The organism is Providencia sneebia DSM 19967 (assembly GCF_000314895.2).
GTDB classification, from domain to species: Bacteria; Pseudomonadota; Gammaproteobacteria; order Enterobacterales; family Enterobacteriaceae; genus Providencia; species Providencia sneebia.
Genome location: NZ_CM001773.1, coordinates 2,713,376 through 2,738,598, shown reverse-complemented (window position 1 = coordinate 2,738,598; position 25,223 = coordinate 2,713,376). Strand labels below are relative to the sequence as shown.

At 41.4% G+C, this 25,223-nt stretch carries 18 protein-coding genes and 3 pseudogenes; 19 read left to right on the top strand and 2 right to left on the bottom strand.

All coding sequences use genetic code 11. The features are described 5' to 3' along the window. The first annotated feature begins 100 nt into the window (after nt 1–100). The 13 genes and pseudogenes from OO7_RS11420 (at nt 101) to nuoN (ending at nt 15,088) form a co-directional block, all read left to right on the top strand. Complete coding sequence (locus OO7_RS11420; RefSeq protein ID WP_008916086.1) at nt 101–544, top strand: NADH-quinone oxidoreductase subunit A; 444 nt, start codon at nt 101–103, stop codon at nt 542–544. An 18-nt stretch (nt 545–562) separates the two neighbouring features. Then, nucleotides 563–1,237, top strand: a complete 675-nt coding sequence (locus OO7_RS11415; RefSeq protein ID WP_008916085.1) for a NuoB/complex I 20 kDa subunit family protein — start codon at nt 563–565, stop codon at nt 1,235–1,237. A gap of 74 nt (nt 1,238–1,311) precedes the next feature. Then, nucleotides 1,312–3,107 (top strand): annotated as a pseudogene (nuoC, locus tag OO7_RS11410) (NADH-quinone oxidoreductase subunit C/D). Between the two features lie 2 nt (nt 3,108–3,109). Continuing rightward, the gene (nuoE, locus tag OO7_RS11405; RefSeq protein WP_008916083.1) at nt 3,110–3,655 is read left to right on the top strand and encodes an NADH-quinone oxidoreductase subunit NuoE; all 546 of its coding nucleotides are present in this window, start codon (nt 3,110–3,112) and stop codon (nt 3,653–3,655) included. Further along, nucleotides 3,652–5,013, top strand: coding sequence for an NADH-quinone oxidoreductase subunit NuoF (nuoF, locus tag OO7_RS11400; RefSeq protein WP_008916082.1), 1,362 nt, complete (start codon nt 3,652–3,654; stop codon nt 5,011–5,013). Before nuoE ends, nuoF begins: the two co-directional genes overlap by 4 nt. Nucleotides 5,014–5,113: 100 nt before the next feature. Next, on the top strand, nt 5,114–7,837 hold the full coding sequence (nuoG, locus tag OO7_RS11395) for an NADH-quinone oxidoreductase subunit NuoG (protein ID WP_008916081.1): 2,724 nt from the start codon (nt 5,114–5,116) through the stop codon (nt 7,835–7,837). Continuing rightward, nucleotides 7,837–8,814 (top strand): NADH-quinone oxidoreductase subunit NuoH, encoded by a 978-nt coding sequence (gene nuoH / locus OO7_RS11390; RefSeq protein ID WP_008916080.1) that lies wholly within the window; start codon nt 7,837–7,839, stop codon nt 8,812–8,814. The genes nuoG and nuoH overlap by 1 nt, the downstream gene beginning before the upstream one ends. Nucleotides 8,815–8,828: 14 nt before the next feature. Continuing rightward, on the top strand, nt 8,829–9,371 hold the full coding sequence (gene nuoI, locus OO7_RS11385) for an NADH-quinone oxidoreductase subunit NuoI (RefSeq protein WP_008916079.1): 543 nt from the start codon (nt 8,829–8,831) through the stop codon (nt 9,369–9,371). A 12-nt stretch (nt 9,372–9,383) separates the two neighbouring features. Next, a complete protein-coding gene (gene nuoJ, locus OO7_RS11380; RefSeq protein WP_008916078.1) occupies nt 9,384–9,923 on the top strand; it encodes an NADH-quinone oxidoreductase subunit J in 540 nt (179 codons plus the stop codon). Next, complete coding sequence (gene nuoK, locus OO7_RS11375) at nt 9,923–10,225, top strand: NADH-quinone oxidoreductase subunit NuoK (protein WP_008910727.1); 303 nt, start codon at nt 9,923–9,925, stop codon at nt 10,223–10,225. Before nuoJ ends, nuoK begins: the two co-directional genes overlap by 1 nt. Further along, on the top strand, nt 10,222–12,084 hold the full coding sequence (gene nuoL, locus OO7_RS11370) for an NADH-quinone oxidoreductase subunit L (protein WP_008916077.1): 1,863 nt from the start codon (nt 10,222–10,224) through the stop codon (nt 12,082–12,084). Before nuoK ends, nuoL begins: the two co-directional genes overlap by 4 nt. Before the next feature lie 19 nt (nt 12,085–12,103). Beyond that, nucleotides 12,104–13,624, top strand: a complete 1,521-nt coding sequence (gene nuoM / locus OO7_RS11365) for an NADH-quinone oxidoreductase subunit M (RefSeq protein WP_008916076.1) — start codon at nt 12,104–12,106, stop codon at nt 13,622–13,624. A 6-nt stretch (nt 13,625–13,630) separates the two neighbouring features. After that, the gene (gene nuoN, locus OO7_RS11360; protein WP_008916075.1) at nt 13,631–15,088 is read left to right on the top strand and encodes an NADH-quinone oxidoreductase subunit NuoN; all 1,458 of its coding nucleotides are present in this window, start codon (nt 13,631–13,633) and stop codon (nt 15,086–15,088) included. 59 nt (nt 15,089–15,147) lie between these two features. Here nuoN and OO7_RS11355 read toward each other — a convergent pair whose 3' ends face one another. Both OO7_RS11355 and OO7_RS11350 read right to left on the bottom strand, forming a co-directional pair. Further along, on the bottom strand, nt 15,148–16,158 hold the full coding sequence (locus OO7_RS11355; RefSeq protein ID WP_008916074.1) for an alpha-xenorhabdolysin family binary toxin subunit B: 1,011 nt from the start codon (nt 16,156–16,158) through the stop codon (nt 15,148–15,150). Nucleotides 16,159–16,382: 224 nt separating this feature from the next. Further along, nucleotides 16,383–17,378 (bottom strand): alpha-xenorhabdolysin family binary toxin subunit A, encoded by a 996-nt coding sequence (locus OO7_RS11350; protein ID WP_236620647.1) that lies wholly within the window; start codon nt 17,376–17,378, stop codon nt 16,383–16,385. A gap of 672 nt (nt 17,379–18,050) precedes the next feature. Between OO7_RS11350 and OO7_RS11345 the strand changes: the two genes are divergently transcribed. From OO7_RS11345 to menE, 6 genes and pseudogenes are all read left to right on the top strand, one after another. Continuing rightward, a complete protein-coding gene (locus OO7_RS11345; protein WP_008916073.1) occupies nt 18,051–19,376 on the top strand; it encodes an isochorismate synthase in 1,326 nt (441 codons plus the stop codon). Nucleotides 19,377–19,504: 128 nt separating this feature from the next. Further along, a pseudogene (menD, locus tag OO7_RS11340) lies at nt 19,505–21,177 on the top strand (2-succinyl-5-enolpyruvyl-6-hydroxy-3-cyclohexene-1-carboxylic-acid synthase). Then, entirely contained in the window at nt 21,177–21,947 is a 771-nt protein-coding gene (gene menH / locus OO7_RS11335) for a 2-succinyl-6-hydroxy-2,4-cyclohexadiene-1-carboxylate synthase (RefSeq protein WP_008916072.1), read from the top strand. Before menD ends, menH begins: the two are co-directional and overlap by 1 nt. Nucleotides 21,948–21,959: 12 nt before the next feature. Further along, nucleotides 21,960–22,817, top strand: a complete 858-nt coding sequence (gene menB, locus OO7_RS11330) for a 1,4-dihydroxy-2-naphthoyl-CoA synthase (RefSeq protein ID WP_008916071.1) — start codon at nt 21,960–21,962, stop codon at nt 22,815–22,817. Continuing rightward, complete coding sequence (gene menC / locus OO7_RS11325; protein ID WP_008916070.1) at nt 22,817–23,788, top strand: o-succinylbenzoate synthase; 972 nt, start codon at nt 22,817–22,819, stop codon at nt 23,786–23,788. Before menB ends, menC begins: the two co-directional genes overlap by 1 nt. Further along, nucleotides 23,776–25,190: pseudogene (gene menE / locus OO7_RS11320) on the top strand (o-succinylbenzoate--CoA ligase). The gene menC and the pseudogene menE overlap by 13 nt, the downstream one beginning before the upstream one ends. Nucleotides 25,191–25,223: the final 33 nt, after the last annotated feature.

Below are 25,223 nucleotides of genomic sequence, written 5' to 3'. Positions count from 1 at the left end.
CTTTCTTCTCGGTTAACTGGGCAATTATGGTGTAAATACTGCCAAGTAGTTTAAATAAGAGCAGATTTATACGCCATGTGTAAGTGAGTAAGCAACGAGTATGTCTACATCTATCCTAGCGTTAGCCCATAACTGGGCCTTTGCGATATTCTTTGTCGGTGCCATCGCCCTTTGTTCATTTATGTTGGCTGCTGGTCACTTCTTAGGTAGTAGAGCCAAAGCCAGAACAAAACACGTACCTTATGAATCTGGTATCGATTCAGTGGGAAGTGCCCGTCTTCGCATGTCAGCCAAATTTTATTTGGTTGCTATGTTCTTCGTTGTCTTTGATGTTGAAGCTATGTTCCTGTATGCATGGGCAGTTGCTGTCCGTGAAGTAGGTTGGTTAGGCTTTATCGAAGCAACAATCTTCATTCTGGTATTGTTGGCGGGATTATTTTATCTGGTTCGCGTCGGTGCATTGGATTGGACGCCAGTCCGTTCACGTCGCGCAGTAAAAGGTCCTAGTGAAATAATTAAAATCAGCAATCGTCATCCGCAGTAAAAAGCGAGGCATTATACAATGGATTATACGCTCACCCGCATAGATCCGAACGGTGAGAATGACCGTTACCCCCTGCAAACTCAAGAAATCGTTACCGATCCACTTGAGCAGCAAGTTAAAAATAGCGTGTACATGGGAAAACTGTCTCATGCATTACATGATGTTGTTAACTGGGGACGCAAAAACTCTCTCTGGCCATATAACTTTGGTCTCTCATGTTGCTATGTCGAAATGGTAACGTCGTTCACTGCAGTTCATGACGTAGCCCGTTTTGGGGCAGAGGTACTTCGTGCTTCACCTCGTCAGGCCGACTTTATGGTCGTTGCTGGAACTTGCTTTACAAAAATGGCACCTGTTATTCAGCGCCTTTATGATCAGATGCTTGAACCAAAATGGGTTATCTCAATGGGTTCATGTGCTAACTCTGGTGGTATGTATGACATTTATTCTGTCGTACAAGGCGTTGATAAGTTTATCCCTGTGGATGTTTACATTCCAGGTTGCCCTCCGCGTCCTGAAGCTTATATGCAAGCACTTATGTTGCTACAGGAATCCATTGGTAAAGAGCGTCGTCCTCTTTCATGGGTTGTCGGAGACCAAGGGGTTTATCGTGCCAATATGCAATCAGAAAGAGAAAGAAAGCACGGTGAACGTATCGCAGTGACTAATCTGCGTACCCCAGACGAAATTTAGGCTTAGAGCCATACAGCGTAACAGAGCAATGTTGCGATCATAATAAACCTGATCAAGCGTTATGGTGAAGAATGATGACAGATCAGATAGCGCAAGCGAGTACTCAGCCGGAGTGGCAGACTCAGGATCATCTTAATGACCCTGTACTCTTGGAACTGCGCAACCAATTTGGCCCGGATGCCTTTTCTGTTCAAGCAACCCGTACCGGCATGCCGGTTATATGGGTAAGACGCGAACAGTTACTGGAAGTCGTAGACTTTTTGAAAAACTGCCAAAACCTTATGTCATGTTATTTGACTTACATGGGGTTGATGAGCGTCAGAGAATACATACACAAGGTTTGCCAGAAGCAGATTTTTGTGTGTTTTATCACCTCATCTCAATTGACCGTAACCGCGATATTATGTTGAAGGTCGCTTTAAACGAAAAAGACCTCAACGTGCCATCGGTGGTTTCTTTATTTCCAAATGCCAATTGGTATGAGCGTGAAGTATGGGATATGTTCGGGATAACCTTCCAAGGTCATCCGAATTTACGTCGCCTACTTATGTCACCAAACTGGAAAGGTCACCCACTGCGTAAAGACTACCCAGCACGTGCTACCGAATTCGATCCGTTTGAGCTAACCAAGCAAAAACAAGATCTAGAAATGGAAGCGCTAACCTTCAAACCTGAAGAGTGGGGCATGTCGCGCGGGAACGAAAACGAAGATTTCATGTTCCTAAACTTAGGACCTAACCATCCATCGTCACACGGTGCGTTCCGTATTGTGTTACAACTTGATGGTGAAGAAATCGTCAACTGCGTACCTGATATCGGCTACCACCATCGTGGTGCTGAAAAAATGGGTGAGCGTCAATCATGGCATAGCTATATTCCTTATACCGACCGTATTGAATACCTCGGTGGCTGTGTCAATGAAATGCCATATATTTTAGCAGTAGAAAAACTGGCTGGCATTGAAGTGCCTGATCGCGTTAAAACAATCCGCGTCATGCTTTCAGAACTGTTCCGCATCAACAGCCACCTGTTATATATCAGTACTTATATTCAGGACGTTGGGGCGATGACTCCAGTCTTCTTTGCGTTTACGGATCGCCAAAAAGTTTACAACTTGATTGAAGCGATTACTGGTTTCCGTATGCACCCAGCTTGGTTCCGGATTGGTGGTGTTGCGCATGACTTGCCTCGTGGTTGGGACAAACTGCTGCGCGAACTATTAGATTGGTTGCCAAAACGTTTAGATTCTTATGTAACGACTGCACTTAAAAACACCATCCTAAAAGGCCGTTCAATCGGTGTGGCTTCTTATACTAAAGAAGAAGCTTTTGCTTGGGGTGTGACAGGTGGTGGTCTACGCGCAACGGGTGTTGATTTCGATATTCGTAAATGGCGCCCTTATTCTGGTTACGAAAACTTTGAATTTGATATTCCTATCGCACATAACGGTGACTGTTATAGCCGTGTGATGGTTAAAGTGGAAGAGCTACGCCAGAGTATTCGTATTCTTGAGCAATGCTTGAAGAATATGCCAGAAGGACCATTCAAAGCAGATCATCCTTTGACAACTCCGCCACCAAAAGAACGGACGTTGCAGGACATTGAAACCCTAATCAACCACTTCTTGCAAGTGTCTTGGGGTCCTATCATGCCTGCAAATGAATCATTCCAGATGGTTGAAGCAACCAAGGGAATTAACAGTTACTACTTGACCAGTGATGGCAGCACAATGAGCTACCGTACACGTATTCGTACGCCAAGTTATGCGCACTTACAGCAAATACCTTCGGTCATTAGTGGTAGCTTAGTTTCTGACTTGATTGTTTATCTGGGTAGTATCGATTTCGTAATGTCGGATGTGGATCGCTAATCATGCATAATGAACATAATAAGCAGGCCAGTCTTGATGGTGTTAATACGTTTGAACCTGAATTGCAGGCGTTTAATGGTTTCACATTAACTGAAGCTGAGCGTGCTGAAATTGAAGGCGAAAAACATCACTATGAAGATGCGCGAGCTGCTTCAATTGAAGCACTAAAGATTGTGCAAAAAAATCGTGGTTGGGTTGAAGATGGTGCTATTTACGCTATTGCGGAAGTACTCGGCATCCCAGCGAGTGATGTTGAAGGTGTGGCGACATTCTATAGCCAGATTTTCCGTCAACCTGTAGGTCGTCACATTATTCGCTATTGCGACAGTGTGGTTTGTCATATTACAGGTTACCAAGGTGTGGAAGCTGAGATTATTAATCAACTCAATATCCGCCCAGGTCAAACAACACAAGATGGTCGTTTTACATTGCTGCCAACTTGTTGTTTAGGTAACTGTGATAAAGGCCCATCAATGATGATTGATGAAGATCTTCACTGTTATGTAAAACCTGAAGATGTTAAAACGTTATTGGAGCAGTATCCATGACAAACTCCTCAGTAAAACAAGTCATCCGAACTGCTGAGACACATCCACTGACTTGGCGTCTGCGTGATGACCACCAGCCTGTATGGTTGGATGAGTATCGCAGCAAAAACGGATATAAAGGTGTTGAACGTGCACTACAAGGCATGGCACCTGACGAAGTTGTTGGTCTCGTTAAAGATGCTGGACTGAAAGGTCGAGGCGGTGCGGGATTCTCCACAGGCTTGAAATGGAGCCTGATGCCAAAAGATGAAAACATGAATCTGCGTTACTTTCTATGTAATGCCGATGAAATGGAACCCGGTACTTATAAAGACCGTCTTCTGATGGAACAACTTCCACATCTATTAGTTGAAGGTATGATCATTGGCGCTTATGCACTGAAAGCGTACCGTGGTTATATTTTCTTACGTGGCGAATATGTCCAAGCAGCTAAAAACTTGCGTCGCGCCATCGAAGAAGCTAAAGCAGCAGGTCTGCTCGGTAAAAATATTTTAGGGTCAGGTTTTGACTTTGAACTCTTTGTCCATACCGGTGCAGGTCGTTATATTTGTGGTGAAGAAACCGCATTAATTAACTCCCTCGAAGGCCGTCGTGCTAACCCGCGTTCAAAACCACCATTCCCTGCAACATCAGGCGCATGGGGTAAACCAACTTGTGTCAATAACGTTGAAACTATCTGTAACGTGCCAGCCATCATTGAGCATGGTGACCAGTGGTATATCAATTTGAGCGCAGGCAAAAGTAAAGATGCTGGAACTAAGCTAATGGGCTTCTCTGGCCGCGTCAAAAATCCAGGTCTGTGGGAATTACCGTTTGGTACAACTGCTCGTGAAGTATTAGAAGATTATGCGGGCGGTATGCGAGATGGTTTAACACTTAAAGCATGGCAGCCGGGCGGAGCAGGTACTGACTTCCTAACGGGTGATCATCTTGATTTACCAATGGATTTTGAATCTATCGGGAAAGCAGGTAGCCGACTAGGTACTGCGTTAGCAATGGCTGTTGATAATGAAATCAACATGGTTTCTTTGGTTCGTAACCTTGAAACATTCTTTGCGCGTGAATCTTGTGGTTGGTGTACACCTTGCCGTGATGGTTTGCCTTGGAGCCTTAAAATTTTACAAGCTCTGGAAAAAGGTGAAGGTCAAGAAGGCGATATTGAAACGCTTGAACAACTGTGCCGTTTCCTTGGCCCAGGTAAAACCTTCTGCGCTCACGCACCTGGTGCGGTCGAGCCATTACAGAGCGCCATCAAATATTTCCGTGAAGAATTTGAAGCCGGTATTACACAAAAAGATCTGCGTAATATCGTCCAAATTGCTGGTATTCAGCCGAACTTGCTGAAACAGCGTTGGTAATATTTTTACGATTGAGCAACCGTAAAAATAAATTTTTCACGAAGAACGTATTTTTGATTAACGCCTGCTCTTGAGCGGGCCTTTGGGAAGCATGCTGACTATGGCTACAATATATGTAGACGGCAAAGAATATGATGTAAACGGGTCTGAAAACCTGTTACAAGCCTGCCTTTCTCTGGGGCTAGATATTCCTTATTTTTGCTGGCATCCGGCGCTGGGAAGCGTTGGCGCTTGCCGCCAGTGTGCGGTTAAGCAGTATCAAAACGCGGATGACACCCGCGGTCGTCTCGTTATGTCCTGTATGACACCGGCAACGGAAGGTACTTACATCTCTATTGATGATGAAGAAGCCAAAAAATTCCGTGAAAGTGTTGTTGAATGGTTGATGACAAACCATCCCCACGACTGCCCAGTCTGTGAGGAAGGTGGTAACTGCCATTTACAAGATATGACGGTGATGACAGGTCACACGATGCGTAAATATCGCTTTACGAAACGTACTCACATCAATCAGGATTTAGGGCCTTTCATTAACCATGAAATGAACCGCTGTATTGCCTGTTATCGTTGTGTGCGTTACTACAAAGATTACGCAGATGGTACTGACTTGGGTGTTTATGGTGCACATAACTATGTCTACTTCGGTCGTGTTGAAGATGGCACATTAGAAAGTGAGTTCTCTGGTAACTTAGTTGAAGTATGTCCAACTGGGGTATTCACAGACAAAACCCATTCTGAACGCTATAACCGTAAGTGGGATATGCAATTTGCACCGGGTATCTGCCAACAATGCAGTATCGGTTGTAATACTAGCCCAGGTGAACGTTATGGCGAATTACGTCGTATCGAAAACCGTTTTAACGGCTCAGTAAACCAATATTTCCTGTGTGACCGTGGTCGCTTTGGTTACGGTTATGTCAACCGCAAAGATAGACCTCGCCAGCCACTTTTAACCCAAAATGGCGTACAACAGGTTATTTCTGCGATTGAAGCAATGCAAAGTGGTGCGCAAATTATCAATCAAGCACAAAAAGTGATTGGGATTGGTTCACCTCGTGCAAGTATTGAAAGTAACTATGCATTACGCGCGTTAGTTGGTGCAGAAAACTTCTATTCAGGTGTTTCAGCTGATGAGCAACGCCGCCTCGAATTGATGAATTTTATTCTGCAAAATGGTGGTGTTTATACACCAAACTTACGTGAAGTCGAAAGTTATGATGCAGTGTTAGTGCTGGGGGAAGATTTAACTCAGACTGGTGCACGCATGGCACTTTCAGTTCGCCAAGCGGTAAAAGGCAAGGCGCGTGAAATGGCGGCTGCCCAAAAAGTGGCAGATTGGCAAATCGCGGCAATCTTGAACATTGGTCAACATGCAAAATATCCACTATTTATTACGAATGTCGATGACACTCGTTTAGATGATATTGCAGCATTTAATTACCGTGCTCCCGTTGCTGACCAAGCACGTTTCGGTTTTGCTATTGCCAATATGATTAATGGTGATGCACCAGCAGTCACTGATTTACCTGCTGATTTGAAAGCAAAAGTGGAAACTATTGCACAAGCACTGTCTAGTGCGAAAAAGCCATTGATTATCAGCGGTACTCACTCTGCGAGTGACGCAATGATTGAAGCTGCGGCAAACGTTGCCTTTGCACTAAAAGCAAAAGGCGCTGATGTCGGGCTATCCTTCCTAGCTTCTCATGCCAATAGCTTCGGTTTAGCTATGATGCAAGCTCAGCCACTGGATGAAGCATTTTTACGTATTCAGGAAAATGCAGCTGACACCGCGATTGTGATGGAAAACGATCTTTATCGTCACAGCAGTGTAGAGGCAGTTGATGGTGCATTAGCTAAATTAAAACAGCTAATCGTACTGGATCATCAACACACGGCAATTATGGATAAAGCAACACTGGTATTGCCTGCAGCAAGTTTTGCTGAAGCAGACGGTACGTTGGTTAACCAAGAAGGTCGTGCGCAACGTTTCTTCCAAGTGTTTGATCCTTCATTCTACGATAAATCTATCATTATGAATGAAAGCTGGCGTTGGTTGCATTCACTGCAATCAGAAGCACAAGATCGTGATATTGATTGGTCTCAACTTGACCATGTCATTGCAGATTGTGTTGCTGAATTACCTCAGTTTGCTGGTATTGTTGATGCTGCGCCGAAAGCAAGTTTCCGTATCCGTGGTCAACGATTAGCGCGTGAGCCAAATCGTTATAGTGGTCGTACTGCTATGTTGGCGAACATTAATGTTCATGAACAACGCCAACCACAAGATATTGATACACCGTTTGCTTTCTCAATGGAAGGGAATAACAGCCCAACCGCACCTCGTCAGCAAATTCCATTTGCATGGTCTCCAGGTTGGAACTCCCCACAAGCTTGGAATAAATTCCAAAATGAAGTCGGCGGACATTTAAGATTTGGTGATCCAGGTATTCGTTTGTTTGATTCCTATGATAACCAATTGGATTACTTTACAGATATTCCATCCGCTTATCATGCGACTGAAGCACAATGGGTTGTTGCGCCTTATTATCACCTCTTTGGTAGTGAGGAAATGTCTCAACGTGCAGAAGTGATCCAAGAACGCATGCCTGAGCCTTATGTCATGTTGAATATGCAAGATGCAGAAAAACTGGGCGTTGCAGTTGGTGAAATAGCTGAGTTTAGCTATGGCGGTAAAGTCTTTAATTTACCAGTTCGCCTTAGCAAAAACCTGTCTTGTGGCCAAATCGGTCTGCCATTAGGTATGCCAGGAATTGCGCCGGCAATGGCGGGTGCATCAGTCAATAATCTGCGGAGAGGTGCATGATGGATTGGATATCTCCAGAAGTGATGGAAATTTTAGTTTCTATCCTTAAATCAATTGTCATCCTACTGGTTGTTGTCACCTGTGGGGCCTACATGAGTCTGGGGGAACGTCGAATTCTCGGCTTGTTCCAGAATCGTTATGGTCCTAACCGCGTTGGACCATTTGGCATGGGGCAATTAATTGCCGATATGTTCAAAATGCTGTTCAAAGAAGACTGGATACCAAAATTTGCAGATAAGAAAATCTTTACGCTAGCACCAGTGATTGCGTTTTGTTCACTGTTCCTCGCGTTTGCAATTGTTCCTGTTAGCCCAACTTGGTATGTGGCGGACTTGAACATTGGGATCTTATTCTTCCTGATGATGGCAGGTCTTGCGGTTTACGCCGTGTTATTCGCAGGCTGGTCAAGTAACAACAAATATTCACTTCTTGGTGCGATGCGTGCATCTGCGCAGACAGTGAGTTACGAAGTATTCTTAGGCCTTTCTTTAATGGGCGTTGTTGCTCAAGCGGGTTCATTCAACTTGATTGATATTGTGAACTCTCAAGAAGGTATGTGGAACGTCATCCCTCAATTCTTTGGTTTTATTACCTTTGCGATTGCGGGCGTTGCAGTATGTCACCGCCATCCATTTGACCAACCTGAAGCCGAGCAAGAGATTGCGGACGGTTATCATGTCGAATATTCCGGTATGAAATTCGGTTTATTCTTCGTTGGTGAATACATCGGTATTGTGACAGTTTCTGCATTGATTGTGACGCTGTTCTTTGGTGGTTGGCATGGACCATTCCTGCCGTCATTCCTGTGGTTTGCAATTAAGACTGCCTTTTTCATGATGATGTTTATCTTGATCCGTGCATCTTTACCACGTCCACGTTATGACCAAGTGATGTCCTTTGGCTGGAAAATTTGCTTGCCACTCACGTTGCTTAATCTGCTGGGAACTGCGGCAGTGATTTTATATAACGCTCAGTAAGGGGTGATTGAACCATGACATTGAAAGATTTATTGGTCGGTTTCGGCACTCAAGTACGCAGTATTTGGTTAGTCGGGCTGCATGCGTTCCAAAAACGTGAAACGCAAATGTATCCTGAAGAACCAGTATACCTGCCACCTCGTTATCGCGGCCGTATTGTATTAACGCGTGATCCCGATGGTGAAGAGCGTTGTGTAGCATGTAACTTGTGTGCAGTTGCTTGTCCAGTTGGTTGTATTTCACTGCAAAAAGCAGAACACGAAGATGGACGTTGGTATCCTGAATTTTTCCGCGTTAACTTCTCTCGTTGCATTTTCTGCGGTATGTGTGAAGAGGCTTGTCCGACAACGGCAATCCAATTAACACCTGACTTTGAAATGGGTGAATGGCGTCGTCAAGATCTTGTTTACGAGAAAGATGACTTATTAATCTCAGGTCCGGGTAAATATCCTGATTATAACTTTTACCGTAAATCGGGTATGGCGATTGCAGGTAAAGACAAAGGTGAAGCGGATAATGAAGCGAAACCTATTGACGTCAAAGGCCTGTTGCCATAAGGAGCGATATTCATGGAATTTACATTTTATATCGCCGGTCTGGTTGCTGTTTTAGCAACTTTGAGGGTGATAACCAATACTAATCCGGTACATGCGTTGTTGTATCTGGTTGTTTCGCTGTTGGCTCTGTCCATGGTGTTTTTCTCACTGGGTGCTTATTTTGCCGGTGCATTAGAAATCATCGTATATGCAGGTGCTATCATGGTGCTGTTCGTTTTCGTCGTCATGATGCTCAACTTGGGGCGTTCTGTGCAAGAGCAAGAACGTGAATGGTTAAAACCGAAGAATTGGATTGGGCCTGCGATTTTATCCATCGTCCTATTAGCACTTCTGATTTACGGGATTGTTAGCCTTTCATACCAAGAAGGTATTACTGGAACTGTGATTAGTGCAAAAGAAGTGGCAATTAGTCTGTTTGGCCCATATGTTCTTGCGGTTGAGCTGGCCTCTTTATTGCTGCTGGCAGGTCTGGTTGTTGCATTCCATGTTGGACGTGACCGTCATATCACCGACGCTGATGTTATCAGTGGCTCGAAAGCGGGGGAACAATAATGATACCTCTTCAACACGGTCTGATTTTAGCGGCAATTTTATTTGTAATGGGACTTAGCTGTCTTGTTATCCGCCGTAACTTGCTTTTCATGTTGATCGGACTGGAAATCATGATTAACTCAACTGCACTTGCTTTTGTCGTTGCAGGGAGTTTCTGGGGGCAGCCTGATGGTCAGATAATGTACATTCTGGCGATTACATTGGCTGCTGCGGAGGCGAGTATTGGATTGGCGTTGTTACTACAACTCCATCGTCATCGTCAGAACCTGAATATTGATAAAGTCAGTGAGATGCGCGGATGAACTTACTCTATTTAACCATTCTGTTTCCACTTCTCGGGTCAGTGCTTCTTGCATTTTCCCGCGGTCGTTGGTCAGAAAATATTTCAGCAATCGTTGGAATAGCTGCCGTCGGTTTAGCTGCGGTTGTGACAGCTTATGCAGGCATCGGCTTCTTAGAACAAAAAGCGTTGATGGCAAATGCATCAGAAGCTTATGTCTATACCCAACCGCTGTGGACTTGGATGTCAGTAGGTAATTTTACCATTCCATTCACGTTACACCTTGATGGCCTCTCTTTAACAATGCTAAGTGTTGTTACTGGAGTTGGTTTCCTTATCCACGTTTATGCATCATGGTATATGCGTGGTGAAGAAGGCTATTCACGTTTCTTTGCCTATACCAACTTGTTTATCGCGAGCATGGTTGTTTTAGTACTCGCAGATAACATGATGCTTATGTATCTCGGTTGGGAAGGGGTAGGGCTGTGCAGTTACCTGTTGATTGGTTTCTATTATACCAATCCAGATAACGGCAAAGCTGCGATGAAAGCTTTCTTTGTCACTCGTATCGGTGATGTGTTCCTCGCGATTGGTATGTTCATCCTGTGGAACGAGCTGGGTACATTGAACTTCAGTGAAATGGCTGTACTCGCACCGCAAAAAATGGCAGAAGGTGGTTCAGCAATCACATGGGCAACATTAATGATTTTAGGTGGTGCGGTTGGTAAATCAGCGCAGTTACCACTTCAAACATGGTTAGCCGATGCGATGGCAGGTCCAACGCCTGTTTCTGCTTTAATCCACGCAGCAACCATGGTTACAGCAGGGGTTTACCTTGTTGCTCGAACTCATGCGTTGTTCTTGATGGCACCAGAAGTTTTACATCTGGTGGGTATCGTTGGTGGAGTAACCTTACTATTTGCAGGTTGCGCAGCACTTGTTCAAACTGATATTAAACGTGTATTGGCTTATTCAACAATGAGTCAGATTGGTTACATGTTCTTAGCGTTAGGTGTTCAAGCTTGGGATGCAGCAATTTTCCACTTGATGACTCACGCATTCTTTAAAGCGTTACTGTTCTTATCAGCAGGTTCTGTCATTATTGCCTGCCACCATGAACAAAATATCTTCAAAATGGGTGGATTACGTAAGCAAATCCCTTATGTCTACGCAGTCATGTTAATCGGCGGAAGTGCACTTGCTGCATTACCTCTGTTCACTTCTGGTTTCTACAGTAAAGATGCCATTTTGTGGGGAGCAGAAGTTGATGGACAAACCGCGTTACTTTGGGCTGGACTTATCGGTGCATTGCTAACGGCAATGTATACCTTCCGTATGATTTTCATCGCGTTTCATGGTGAAGCGAAAATCAAAGCGCATAAGGTTAAAGGTTTCACTCACTCAGTACCACTTGGCATTTTAGCTATCTTAGCAACATTTATTGGTGCAATGATCCATCAGCCATTGGAAGGTGTATTCCCTGTGAATCCACTGGAGCATGAATCTGGCAAAATTCAGTTAGAAATTCTGTCAGGTAGCCTAGCAGTTATAGGCCTGTTGATTGTGACATTTATCTATCTGTTCAGACGTTCGATAGCGACTGGGATTGCGAATAGCCTACCAGGTCGTTTCTTCTCAACATGGTGGTATCATGCTTGGGGCTTCGACTGGCTGTATGATGTAGTCTTTGTTAAACCTTTCAAAGGTGTGGCATGGCTACTAGAAAGTGATCCAATTAATTCACTCATGAATATTCCGGCTTGCCTATCTCGTTGGGCAAATAAAGGTCTGGCAGTAAGTGAAAATGGTCAAATTCGTTGGTACGTTGCCTCATTGGGGCTGGGTGCAGTGCTGATTCTTGCTCTGCTGCTTTTGGTTTAATTAAGGGACACATTGCGCCATGCTATTACCTTGGCTAATACTAATTCCCTTCATCGGTGGCCTGCTAAGTTGGCAGGCTGACCGGTTTAGCCACCGCGCGCCTCGTTGGATTGCGCTGGCTTCAATGGGATTAACGTTAATATTATCTATCCAGTTGTGGTTAGGTGGAGATTATTCTCTTGTCAACCCACAAGGTGTTCCACAGTGGCAATCTGTATTCTTTATGCCGTGGATCCCGTCTCTGGGGATTAATTTCCATCTTGCTATTGATGGCTTATCTCTATTGATGGTGGTGTTAACTGCCATCATGGGGGCATTTTCTATCCTAAGTTCATGGAGCGAAAAGCAAGCTAACCAGGGCGCCTATCACTTTAATCTACTGTGGATCATTGCAGGTGTGATGGGGATCTTCACTGCGGTTGATTTGTTTTTATTCTTCTTTTTCTGGGAGATGATGCTGATACCTATGTACTTCCTGATTGCCAATTGGGGACACAAAGGCTCGGATAACAGAAAACATATCAATGCGGCGACTAAGTTTTTTATCTACACACAAGCCAGCGGTTTAATCATGCTGGTGTCAATTATCGGATTGGCTTTAGTCCATTTCGCTGATACGAATGTGTGGACATTTGACTATGATGCGTTGCTTGGCACGCAGATGTCTAGCACTGTCGGCTTTATGCTGATGCTAGGATTCTTCATTGCCTTCGCTGTTAAGATGCCATTAGTACCTTTCCATGGTTGGATGGCTGATACCCAAGAACAATCACCAACAGCAGGTTCGGTTGATATTTCAGGTATCATGCTTAAAACAGCAGCTTATGGTCTACTACGTTTTACATTGCCGCTGTTCCCTGAAGCCTCTATTCAATTTACACCAGTTGCGATGACCCTTGGCGTGATCAGTATCTTCTACGGTGCTTGGTTAGCCTTCAAACAAACTGATATCAAGCGCTTAGCCGCTTATAGTAGTTTGTCGCACATGGGGTTTGTTACCGTTGCTATCTATGCAAGTTCTGTTCTTGCGTACCAAGGCGCAGTAATCCAAATGATTACTAACGGCTTGTCAGGTGCTGCACTTATCATTATCAGTGGGCAACTATATGAGCGCACGGGTACGCGTGATATGCGAATGATGGGTGGATTATGGAAACGTATTAAATGGTTACCAGGTCTATCTTTATTCTTCGCAGCAGCAACGTTAGGTATGCCAGGAACAGGTAACTTCATTGGTGAGTTCATGATCCTGTTCGGTACCTTCAGCCAATTTACGCTTGTGACTTGCATTATGGTCTTTGGTGTTGTGTTTGCATCTATTTATGCACTGTGGATGATGCAACAGACTTATTATGGTACACCGAAATCTGACAGCGAAATGAAAGGGCTAACAGCACGTGAATTTGGCTTGCTACTGGTTATAGCTGTTTTACTCGTTATTATCGGTTTTTATCCGCAACCTGTTCTGGATACTTCAGCAGGCGCGATGGAAACATTACATAACTTGTACACTGCTTCACTTACAACATTAAGGCTGTAATTCGCCATGACAATAACACCTCAACAATTGATCGCAATACTCCCGCTGTTGATCGTCGGATTGACCGCGGTGGTTGTGATGCTGTCCATTGCGTGGCGACGCGATCACTTAACAAGTGCCACACTGACAGTATTGGGTTTCGCTATTGCGCTGCTATCGCTATTTTGTATAGCAGATAGATTGCCAATGGAAGTCACTTCACTTATCCGTGTTGATAACTATGCTTTATTCTACTCGGCGCTGGTATTGATATCGGGTATGGCAACTAGCATCTTTGCCTTTCATTGGTTGGAAGGCTTGGATGACAATAAAGAAGAATTTCATCTGCTTTTAGCTATTGCTGTTACAGGTGGCGTTCTACTTTCAATGTCTAACCACATGGCATCAATGTTCATTGGTATTGAACTTATTTCATTACCATTGTTCGGCCTAGTGGCTTATACCTTTGAGCGTAAACGTTCGCTGGAAGCGGGTATTAAATATATGTTGTTATCCGCAGCCGCTTCTTCTTTCTTACTGTTTGGTATTGCTTTACTGTATGCAGAATCGGGTAGTTTAAGTTTTGCAGCAGTAGGCCAAAGTTTATCTGATTCACAAATCCATGAACCTCTGATCCTAATTGGTTTAGGTATGTTGATTGTTGGCTTTGGCTTTAAGTTATCTTTATTCCCGTTCCAATTATGGACCCCAGATGTGTATCAAGGTGCACCAGCGCCTGTTTCTGCTTTCCTGGCAACAGGAAGTAAGATTGGTATCTTTGCAGTCTTAATGCGCATTTTTATGGAAGCGCCAGTAGCACAGAGCAACACATTAGCTATCGTTGTCACTGTAATTGCAATCGCTTCTATTCTGTTTGGTAACTTATTGGCTATCACTCAGAAGAGTGCAAAACGTCTATTAGGTTATTCTTCAATCTCTCATATGGGATATTTACTGGTTGCACTCGTTGCATTACGTGTTGATCCAATTGCATCACAAGTGACAGTTGCTATTTATTTAGTGGGTTACTTGTTTGCAAGTTTAGGTGCATTTGGCGTGATCAGTATTGTTTCAAGTCCATATCGTGGTGATGACCAAGATGACCTAAGCGCATTCCGTGGCTTGTTCTGGCATAAACCAGTGTTAGCAACTGTTCTAACTGTCATGATGCTATCATTAGCTGGCGTACCAATCACATTAGGTTTTATTGGTAAATTCTATGTGATTATCTCGGCAGTCAATGCTGAGCTTTGGTGGTTAACGGGTGCTGTGGTAGTCGGTAGTGCAATTGGTTTATTCTATTACCTGCGCTTTATGGCAAGTCTGTACAGCCGTGACGCTGAACATGCAGATCGTTATACTGGCCCTGAAAAAGCAACATTTGGTACCGTTGTTGCTGTGATTTGTGCCATTGTCGTGATTGTTCTGGGTGTATGGCCTCAACCATTAATTAATCTTGCATCAATGGCATTAGCAGTTGTTTAAGCTTTAATGCAATAATTAATGAACGTTAAAAAGCAGCGCTTTATTCAGCGCTGCTTTTTTTAATCAACTAATTCTCTATTGTATTGATATTCTGTTTCGCTAAGAAATTGCATTAATGAATAGCAGCCTTGAATGGCTATTTGTGCATTGCAATCTGGTGAAACCAAGCAATTTTTGATAAATTGATCCCATGCCTGTATATAAGTGAGTAGCGACTGGAGAGTCTGCACGATATACGACTTTTTCTCATCAATATAAGTAATCTTCTGCGTTAGAGCCATAAGAGACAATATTTGATTATTATATTTTTCTAGTTGGTATATTTTTTCTTCTAAATCATTGATTAAATTATTGAGGTGATGGCGGGTTTTGACTAAGTCCATAAAGGCTAATCCATCGCCAATTAGTGATAATAATTGCTTTGCGGTATCAATTGCTAATATTAAGATGTCTTTTTCTGCTGATTCTATATTTATAGCATTAATTTTATCTTTGCTCGGGAATACCTTATCAAAAATATATGATAAGTTATTTTTTAAAATAATATCTTCTGCTTTGGTCACTAAATCCAGAACACTTTTCATTTCTGTTAGTTTTAGGATGTTTTTTTCTTTTAATACCTTAATATGTTTTTTTTGATCTTCATAATATAAAACTTTATTTTTACATTTTTCATCTAAATTTATTTCTAATAAAAAATCTATCGTTGAACGCAAAGGTAATTTTAATTTATTAATTTCAGTATTAAGACTGACTAAATCCTCTATTAATTCCTGTAATAAAATAATATTTTGCTGAGGATTAAAAACCTGACTTTCTATTTGTGATGATGTATTTTGCAGAATGCTATTTGTAATATAACTCGTTTTTATTTTTAATGTAGGTAGCATATTGCGAATAAGTTCATTAAATTGTTCAACTTTAGCTGTAATTCGCTTTGTTAAATCAAAAATAGCAGTATCATAATATAGTAGTTCATAGGTATTTAGATGAAGATAATTAGCAGTAATTCTTATTTGATAGAAATCTATAAAAGAAGAAAAAGAGGGTATTTGCAATGAGTTATTCATAAGATCACCTGGCTATTGATTAATACTAATTGAATGTAGTGGATCAAATAAATTAATTAATTGTTCTGAATAATCTTGAATGGAACTCCAAGATGCGATTATTTTCTTAAAGCGAGTTATAAATTTTAAAAGATTAGCTGCATTATCGATACGAGAAAATATCTCTATAGATTGATTCATTTCCGTTAATATGGTTAACCACATATAATCCAAATGTTCAACTGCTAAGCGAGCATCTTTAAAATAACTTTCAATTTGCTGGAGCTGTATTTGAATACTGAAAATATTTTTTTAATAAAACGATTTTTGTTTACTTGATTATTAAGGTCAGCAATCTCTTCTAATAGGACATTTTTTTGTTTACGAATTTTTTCTGCTTGGCTTCCAAAAATCCCTCCTGTAATAATTAATCCGATTAAGCCACCGACCAGTCCGGTAAAGCTGAGTTTCACAAAATGGTTGTACTCTTGTTCTAACTTATGAACTTCTTTTTTTAAATTTTCTATTTTATTGGTTAAGTATGAATCTTCATCGCTATTATTATCATTATGGGCATCAAGCTGCATATAAATAGATTTTATTCTAAATAATAAAGATTCTACATGCTGATGGCTTGATAAGTTCCCTCCAATGATACGAATACGAAAATCAGAAATAACATGTTTAACTTTCGCGGTTTTATGTCTTTGAACTTGAATGTCATCTTTAATGAGTTTTAAAATACTTAATAACTCTGTAGCAATTTGTTGATCATCACTCTTATAATAAAGTTTTGTTAATTTTTCTATGGATAACTCTTGCAGGATATTTGAAATTTGTTGAATCACTGGCATGTGATTAATATAATCAAGTATTTGGTTACCTGTTTGTGTGATATTACGGCTAATTAACGATAAATTAATTGATTGTTCTTTGACTTGCTGTTCTATGCTATCCCATTCACCTGCATGTTGCCGAGTGAGTTCAATTGCATCAGTTAAACTTTCTTTTTCTATTGGTAATTTATCAGATGTACTAATATTGAGCCAAGATAAAACTTCACTTGCGGAATTTGGTAATGATAAGGCAAAATTAATATATTTATGGATATTGACTAGGTCATGTAAAGTAAATATTCCGGCGGAGCGAGCTGAATATGCATGCTGATTTGTTAATAGCGCTAATGTCGTTTCAGCAATATTTTCATTACTGATTATTTTGTCGTATGTTTTTTCATTCATAATTATTTTACTCCAATTGATTATTATAATTCATTTGTAAGGTTACAAATAATAATGATAAGGCTGTTTCAGTAATAACTTTGCCGTGAAATAATTAGCAACCTCCATTAAAAATAATCTAATAGAATTAATTTACTTTAATTTAAATGTTTTAGACGATATTAAAATGTGAAAGTCTTGATTAGAAATTGAATGGCTAGGTAATAATGAATTGGAAGATTTTTCTATCATAAGAAAAACAATATCTACAAGCATTAGTAATCTCTTTGTCAAGGAACTAACGTTTTTATTTAAATTTGTTATCTTTTGCTTATTTTAAATGCAATATATTGAGAAATTAACAGTAATTTGATTTTGTTCTGCTTTCTGTCAATTTCTATGAGTAATCAATGTATTAATTAATACTATTGCGCGATATAATTATCAAAAGTATCGCTAAGTGTCGCAGTAGGAATGTATACATTATATTTAAGTTGCTGTTAGCTTACCTGAGAGTAAAGCAGGTTGTTGATGAGTGATAGCCATCGGTCAATTAGCACGCTCTTATGGTGATGGTATGATTTAGATAGGAATGGTTTTACTGTGATTATATTACTTAGAATATATGGGAATGTGATTTGCAGAAGAGTTTGACTTACCATTTACAGCATCTTGAATTATTTAGGATTTACAGTGATATATAAAAATATAGATAATTTAATAAGTGAAATGTTCCATCATTTGTCTGCGCTAACATTAAATGCGTCAGAATTGACGCGTTTAGAATGGCAACTCGATGCTAAATATCCATTTCCGGGGTTAGTATGGCTTTCCGAGCAATCATGTTATCCACAATTTTATTGGTATCATCGCACAGGATCGGATGAATGCAGTGCTATTGGTATGGTGAATTCATTCCAAACAATTAATGATGCGGAGCAATTTTTATCGCAGCATCCAGAATTTGCAGAATTGCGTTTATGGGGGCTAAATGGTTGGAATGCAGTAGGAGAGGGCATCAGTCTTGAAGAAAAGAACCAATCTGCATTTTATTTTCTTCCTAGATTAGAGATATTTCGCCAGCGTTCGCATATTTCTGTATTTTTAAATATTGCTGGCGAACAGGATCGTTTGGCTGCAATGGATTTTTTACACGCCCTTAAGCCGAGTTCATTACATTCATTATCATTGAATACGCAAATCATTAACCATGAACATATTCCTGAAAAAAAGCAGTGGTGTCAGCTGTTAACGGATGCTATTTCTCAAATGAAATCAGGGAAGATGGAGAAAGTTGTGATGGCGCGTGAAACAAAACTAACATTATCACGACCCGTTTCTGTCGCTGAGTTTTTATTTGCTAGCCAGCAAGTTAACCATCAATGTTATCATTTTATGATGGCTTTTGATAAAAATTCTGGTTTTTTATCCTCTACGCCAGAAAGGTTATACTTACGCCAAGGTGTTCAATTGAGTTCAGAAGCACTGGCTGGGACGGTTTCTAATCATCCTGATGATGTTATAGCAGCTGATAATGCAAAATGGTTAATGGAAGATAGTAAGAATCAGCATGAAAACTTAGTCGTGGTGGATGACATTTGCCAGCAATTGCAAGGTGCGGTAACAGGAATTGATGTTTCTCCTGCCAAAGTGATTCGTTTACGCAAAATTCAGCATCTTTATCGATCTATTGCCGCAACACTAATTTCACCTTCTGACAGCAATTGTTTACAACGTTTACAGCCGACAGCGGCAGTTTGTGGTTTACCTCGTAAAGTTGCGCGCCAATTTCTTACAGCACATGAACCTTTTTCTCGTCGTTGGTATGCAGGATCAGGCGGGTTTATTAGCTTAAATAAAACTGAATTTGCTGTTTCATTACGCTGTGCACAAATTGAAAATCAACAGCTCTCTCTCTTTTCTGGTGCAGGTATTGTCAGTGATTCAGATCCTGAACAAGAGTGGGAAGAGATTGAAAATAAAGCAGCAGGATTGAAAACATTACTGGAAAACCACTAAAACCTTAAAATAAAGTTGGTTATTTTCTTTTATTTTCAACTATTTCACAAAAAATTGTTTTTAGATCAAGAAAAATAAATGAATCCAGTTACACTATTTGATAAGTAAATAATTTATTTGGGTTAATGATGTCGAATTCTGTTTTTAATATGCGTTGGGCTGAGATTATTATTGAAGCTCTTACTCGGCATGGCATGAAACATATTTGTATTGCACCTGGTTCGCGTTCTACACCGTTAACGCTTGCTGCTGCAAATAATGGCAAACTACATTGTCATACTCATTTTGATGAAAGAGGATTAGGCCATCTTGCTTTAGGGTTAGCGAAAGCTAGCTTTGGCCCTGTGGGCGTTATTGTCACTTCAGGAACTGCGGTTGCTAATCTCTATCCAGCCTTGATAGAAGCTGGTCTGACAGGTGAGAAAGTTATTTTTTTAACAGCAGACAGACCACCTGAATTAATTGATTGTGGTGCTAACCAAGCTATTCGACAAACCCATATTTTCGCATCTCATCCAACAAAAAGCCTAATGTTACCTAGGCCAACACGTGACATTTCAGCAAAATGGTTAGTGACGGCTATTGATAATGTGATGAATCAACTTCATCACGGTGCAGCACATATTAATTGCCCATTTGCAGAGCCATTATATGGTGAAACAGAGGGCGACTATGAATGGCAACAACAGCTTGGTGATTGGTGGCATTCCAATTTACCTTGGCTAAGTGAGCCATTAACTAATACGGTGGCACATATCTCAGATTGGTATTTTTGGCGACAAAAAAAGGGGTAGTTGTTGCTGGAAGGATGAGTGTTCAAGATGGCGAACTTGTTGCTGAATGGGCTAAAGAATTAGGCTGGCCATTAATTAGTGATGTGTTATCACAAACTGGACAACCTTATCCTTGTGCCGATTTATGGCTTTCTCACCCGCAAGCGAATATTTGTTTAAATGATGCTGAACTGGTTGTGCAATTTGGTTCAAGCTTGACTGGAAAACGTTTATTACAGTGGCAAGAACAATGTAATCCGCAAGAATATTGGATTATTGACCCAATCCCCGAAAGGCTCGATCCAGCTAATCATTATGGACGTAAATTAACATGCTCAATACAGGGGTGGTTGGAAAAACATCCGGCTTTGCCTCATAACTCGTGGTGCAGCTCACTGGCTTCGTTATCTGAGCGCGTGCAACAGCATGTTTGCACTAAGTTACAAGGTGAATATTCAGAAGCCGCAGTCGCACATCAATTACCACAATTACTGCCGCCCCGAGGACAGTTATTTGTCGGGAATAGTTTGATAGTACGTTTAATTGATGCGTTTGCTCAATTGCCGATTGGCTACCCTGTTTATAGTAACCGAGGAGCTAGTGGCATTGATGGCCTTATTTCAACGATGGCTGGAGTGCAACGGGCAACAGCAAAACCCACTTTAGGTATTGTTGGGGATCTCTCTGCGCTTTATGACCTTAATAGCCTTGCATTGTTACGCGAGCCATCTGCTCCAACCATTTTAATCATTGTGAATAATAATGGCGGGCAGATTTTTTCAATGTTACCAACGCCTGAAGATGCGCGCCTCAATTATTATTGTATGCCGCAAAATGTGAATTTTGAACATGCTGCGGCTATGTTTGGTTTGCAATATACCGCGCCAAAAGATTGGTTATCACTACAAAATACAGTTAAGCAATTTTGGGGTAATCAACGCGGTACATTAATTATTGAGCTTGTGGTCGATGGTGACGAAGGCGCCCAAACCTTAAAACAATTGCTCAATGAAGTGGGTAACCTTTAATGTTAGCCGCATATCGTGATAATGATGTTTATTCTGACACAAGGCCATGGCTAATTTGGTTGCATGGCTTGTTAGGCAGTGCGGATGAATGGCAGCAAATTATCACGCTATGCCCAGATTACCCATCATTATGTGTGGACTTACCGGGACATGGCAACTCTCAATCTGTCACTTGCCAAAGTTTCCACCACTTTGATGAACAACTTGTTCAATTACTACAATATCATGATATTAAACAATTTTATCTGATTGGCTATTCACTCGGTGCGCGTTTAGCAATGCATACAGCGTGTTTTCATAAACCTGAAGGTTTACGAGGGTTAGTGATTGAAGGTGGCCATGTTGGTTTATCTGAACAGGTTTTACGCGATGAACGATATGTGCATGATCACCATTGGGCGCAACGTTTTCGCCATGAGCCGATAGAATCAGTTCTTAATGATTGGTATCAACAACCTGTTTTTGCACATTTATCGCGACAACAACGTGAACAATTGGTCGCAGTGCGTAAGACAAATAACCCGCAAACTATTGCTGATATGCTAGAAAGCACCTCATTATCTAAACAGCCATTTTTAATTCAGCAACTTTACCAGTTAACAATACCGTTTTGCTACTTTTGCGGTGAGCAAGATCAAAAATTTCGAAGCGTTTCGCAACAATATACTTTGCCGATAACGTTAATTAACAATGCAGGGCATAATGCGCATAGGGAAAATCCTCATGATTATGCAATTGCTCTTAACCATTTTTTATCACTCTGCGGTTAAAGGAACCTGATAATGATCTATCCTAGCGAAGAAAAACTCTACGCCCCAATTGAATGGCAAGATTGTTCTGAAGGATTTGATGATATTTTGTATCACAAGTCACCGGAAGGAATTGCCAAAATTACGATTAACCGCCCACAAGTTCGTAATGCTTTTCGTCCTCAAACAGTGAAAGAGATGATCCAAGCACTTGCTGATGCACGTTATGATGACCAAATTGGTACTATCATTTTAACGGGTGAAGGTGAAAAAGCATTCTGTGCTGGTGGTGATCAAAAAATCCGTGGTGATTACGGCGGATATCGTGATGAAAGTGGAACTCATCATTTGAATGTTTTAGATTTTCAACGCCAAATTCGCACTTGCCCTAAACCTGTTGTTGCTATGGTTGCCGGTTTTGCAATTGGTGGTGGTCATGTTTTACATATGATGTGTGACCTTACTATTGCAGCTGAAAATGCCATCTTTGGACAGACAGGACCAAAAGTAGGTTCTTTTGATGGTGGTTGGGGCGCTTCTTATATGGCGCGCATTGTTGGTCAAAAGAAAGCGCGTGAAATTTGGTTCTTATGTCGTCAATATGATGCTAAAGAAGCACTGGACATGGGGTTAGTGAATACCGTCGTTCCTTATGCTGATTTAGAAAAAGAAACTGTGCGTTGGTGCCGTGAAATGCTAGAAAATAGCCCAATGGCGCTGCGTTGCTTAAAAGCAGCACTGAATGCTGATTGTGATGGGCAAGCCGGTCTTCAAGAATTGGCGGGTAATGCCACAATGCTGTTCTACATGACTGATGAAGGTCAAGAAGGACGTAATGCGTTTAATGAAAAACGCGCACCTGATTTCTCTAAATATAAGCGTAACCCATAATGCGTAAAGCAATACTTTACTCCTTTAGCCTGCCGATGGAGGCAGGCATTATCCTGCGTAATCAGCGTCTAAAAACACGTGATGGATTGCTGGTCTGTTTACAAGATGGGGATAAAGAAGGTTGGGGAGAGATCTCCCCACTTCCTGAATTCAGTCATGAAACATTAGCTGAAGCGACTGAAGAAGCTCAGCAAAGATTAACTGAATGGGTGGATGGTCAGCCATTACAGGACAGCCTCCTGCCATCTGTTGCATTTGGCTGTAGTTGCGCGTTGGCTGAGTTAACTGGGGAACTTCCGGAACACGCTGATTATCGTAAAGCACCTCTATGCAGTGGTGACCCAGATGATCTGATCCTAAAATTGGATGCAATGGAAGGTGAAAAAGTCGCTAAAGTGAAAGTGGGTTTATATGAAGCTGTGCGTGATGGCATGGTCGCTAATCTACTACTTGAAGCGGTACCGGATTTGAAATTGCGTTTGGATGCTAATCGTAGCTGGACACGTGCGAAAGCTGACGGTTTTGCTAAGTATGTTAACCCTGATTATCGCGATCGCATTGCGTTTCTTGAAGAACCTTGTAAAACCCGAGAAGAATCATTGCAATATGCGGTTGATACAGGGATAGCAATAGCTTGGGACGAAAGTGTTCGCGACCCTGATTTTAAAATAGAAGCTCAACCTGGAGTTGCTGCTATTATTATCAAACCTACACTAACCGGTAGCTTAGATTATTGTCGTTCCTTAATTGAGGAGGCTCATCAGCTAGGTTTACAAGCGGTGATTAGCTCTTCAATTGAATCTAGTTTTGGGTTATCTCAATTAGCGCGGATTGCACATTGGTTAACACCCAATACAATTCCGGGCTTAGATACATTAGATTTACAGCAATCTCAACTTGTTAGAGCTTGGCCTGATAGTTCATTACCCATTATGCAACTGAATGAATTGACTATTGAATGGCAGAGTTAACATCATTTCAAGACTGGCCTTGGCAACATTGGGCCAGTCATCAACCTAATGCTACCGCATTAGTGACTGATAACTTTTCATATACTTGGCAGCAGCTTAATCAACAAATCAATAAGTTAGTTTGTCATTTCTATGATCAAGGCTTGAGAAGTCAGCAAACGGTGGCATTAATGGGTAAAAATAGCCTTGATTTATTATTATGTCAGTTGGCTATTTTGCGTTGTGGGGCGCGTATTTTACCACTAAATCCCCGCTTGCCTGATTTATTATTATCTGAATTATTACCGCATCTGAATATTAACTTTGCGATAAATTTCTCAGATTGTACTGGAAATTCCCTTAACTTTCCGTCATTAACTATAGCAAAGACCGCCGTAAACGCTGATTTTCCATTGCGTGAGCTTCCGAGTTTTTCTGAGTTTGCTCAGCAGCCAGCAACCCTTATCTTAACTTCAGGCTCGGCTGGGTTACCTAAAGCGGCTGTTCACTCTATTTCGGCACATCTTGATAGTGCAAACGGGGTATTGCAAGCGATGAATTATCAACAAAATGATTGTTGGTTATTATCGTTACCTTTGTTTCATGTTTCTGGGCAAGGTATTCTATGGCGCTGGCTTCTAAAAGGCGGATGTCTGGCTGTAAAACTTGGCTCACTTGCAGATGCTTTAAATGGCTGCACGCACGCATCATTAGTGCCAACTCAACTTTGGCGTTTGCTCAATCAACCAGATGAATCAACATTGACACTTAAGCAGGTGTTGCTTGGCGGTGCAATGATACCGACATCATTAACCGATTTGGCTACCAGTAGAGGAATTGAGTGCTGGAGTGGCTATGGCATGACTGAAATGGCATCAACGGTTTGTGCAAAACGCGCTGATGGTCAAAAAGGTGTAGGGCTGCCACTTAAAGGAAAAAAGTCAGGTTGGTTGATGGTGAGATTCAAATTCAAGCAAAAAGCCAAGCACTAGGTTATTGGTTTGATGGCAATATCTCACAGTTAAAAACACAGGATGGTTGGTTTAAAACTAATGACAAAGGTATTTATATTGATAATGAATACCAAGTTATTGGCAGGTTAGATAACCTATTTATTAGTGGTGGCGAATGTGTACAACCGGAAGATATTGAGGCTGTCATTAATTCTCACCCTTCAGTTGGTCAAAGTTTTGTTATCCCAATAGATGATAGCGAATTTGGACAAAGACCCGTTGCAGTCATTGAGTTAACAGAAGAAATTAGCTTAGCAAGCATTGCAGCTTGGTTGAAAGACAAGTTAACACCATATCAATATCCGGCTCATTTTTATCAACTCGCCAATGAGTTAAAAAGTCATGGGATAAAAATATCTCGTCGACAAGTTAGGCATTGGGTATTAAATCAAATGGGTGCAGAGAAATAAAAATGGGGCTCTATGTTTAGAGCCCAATCATTA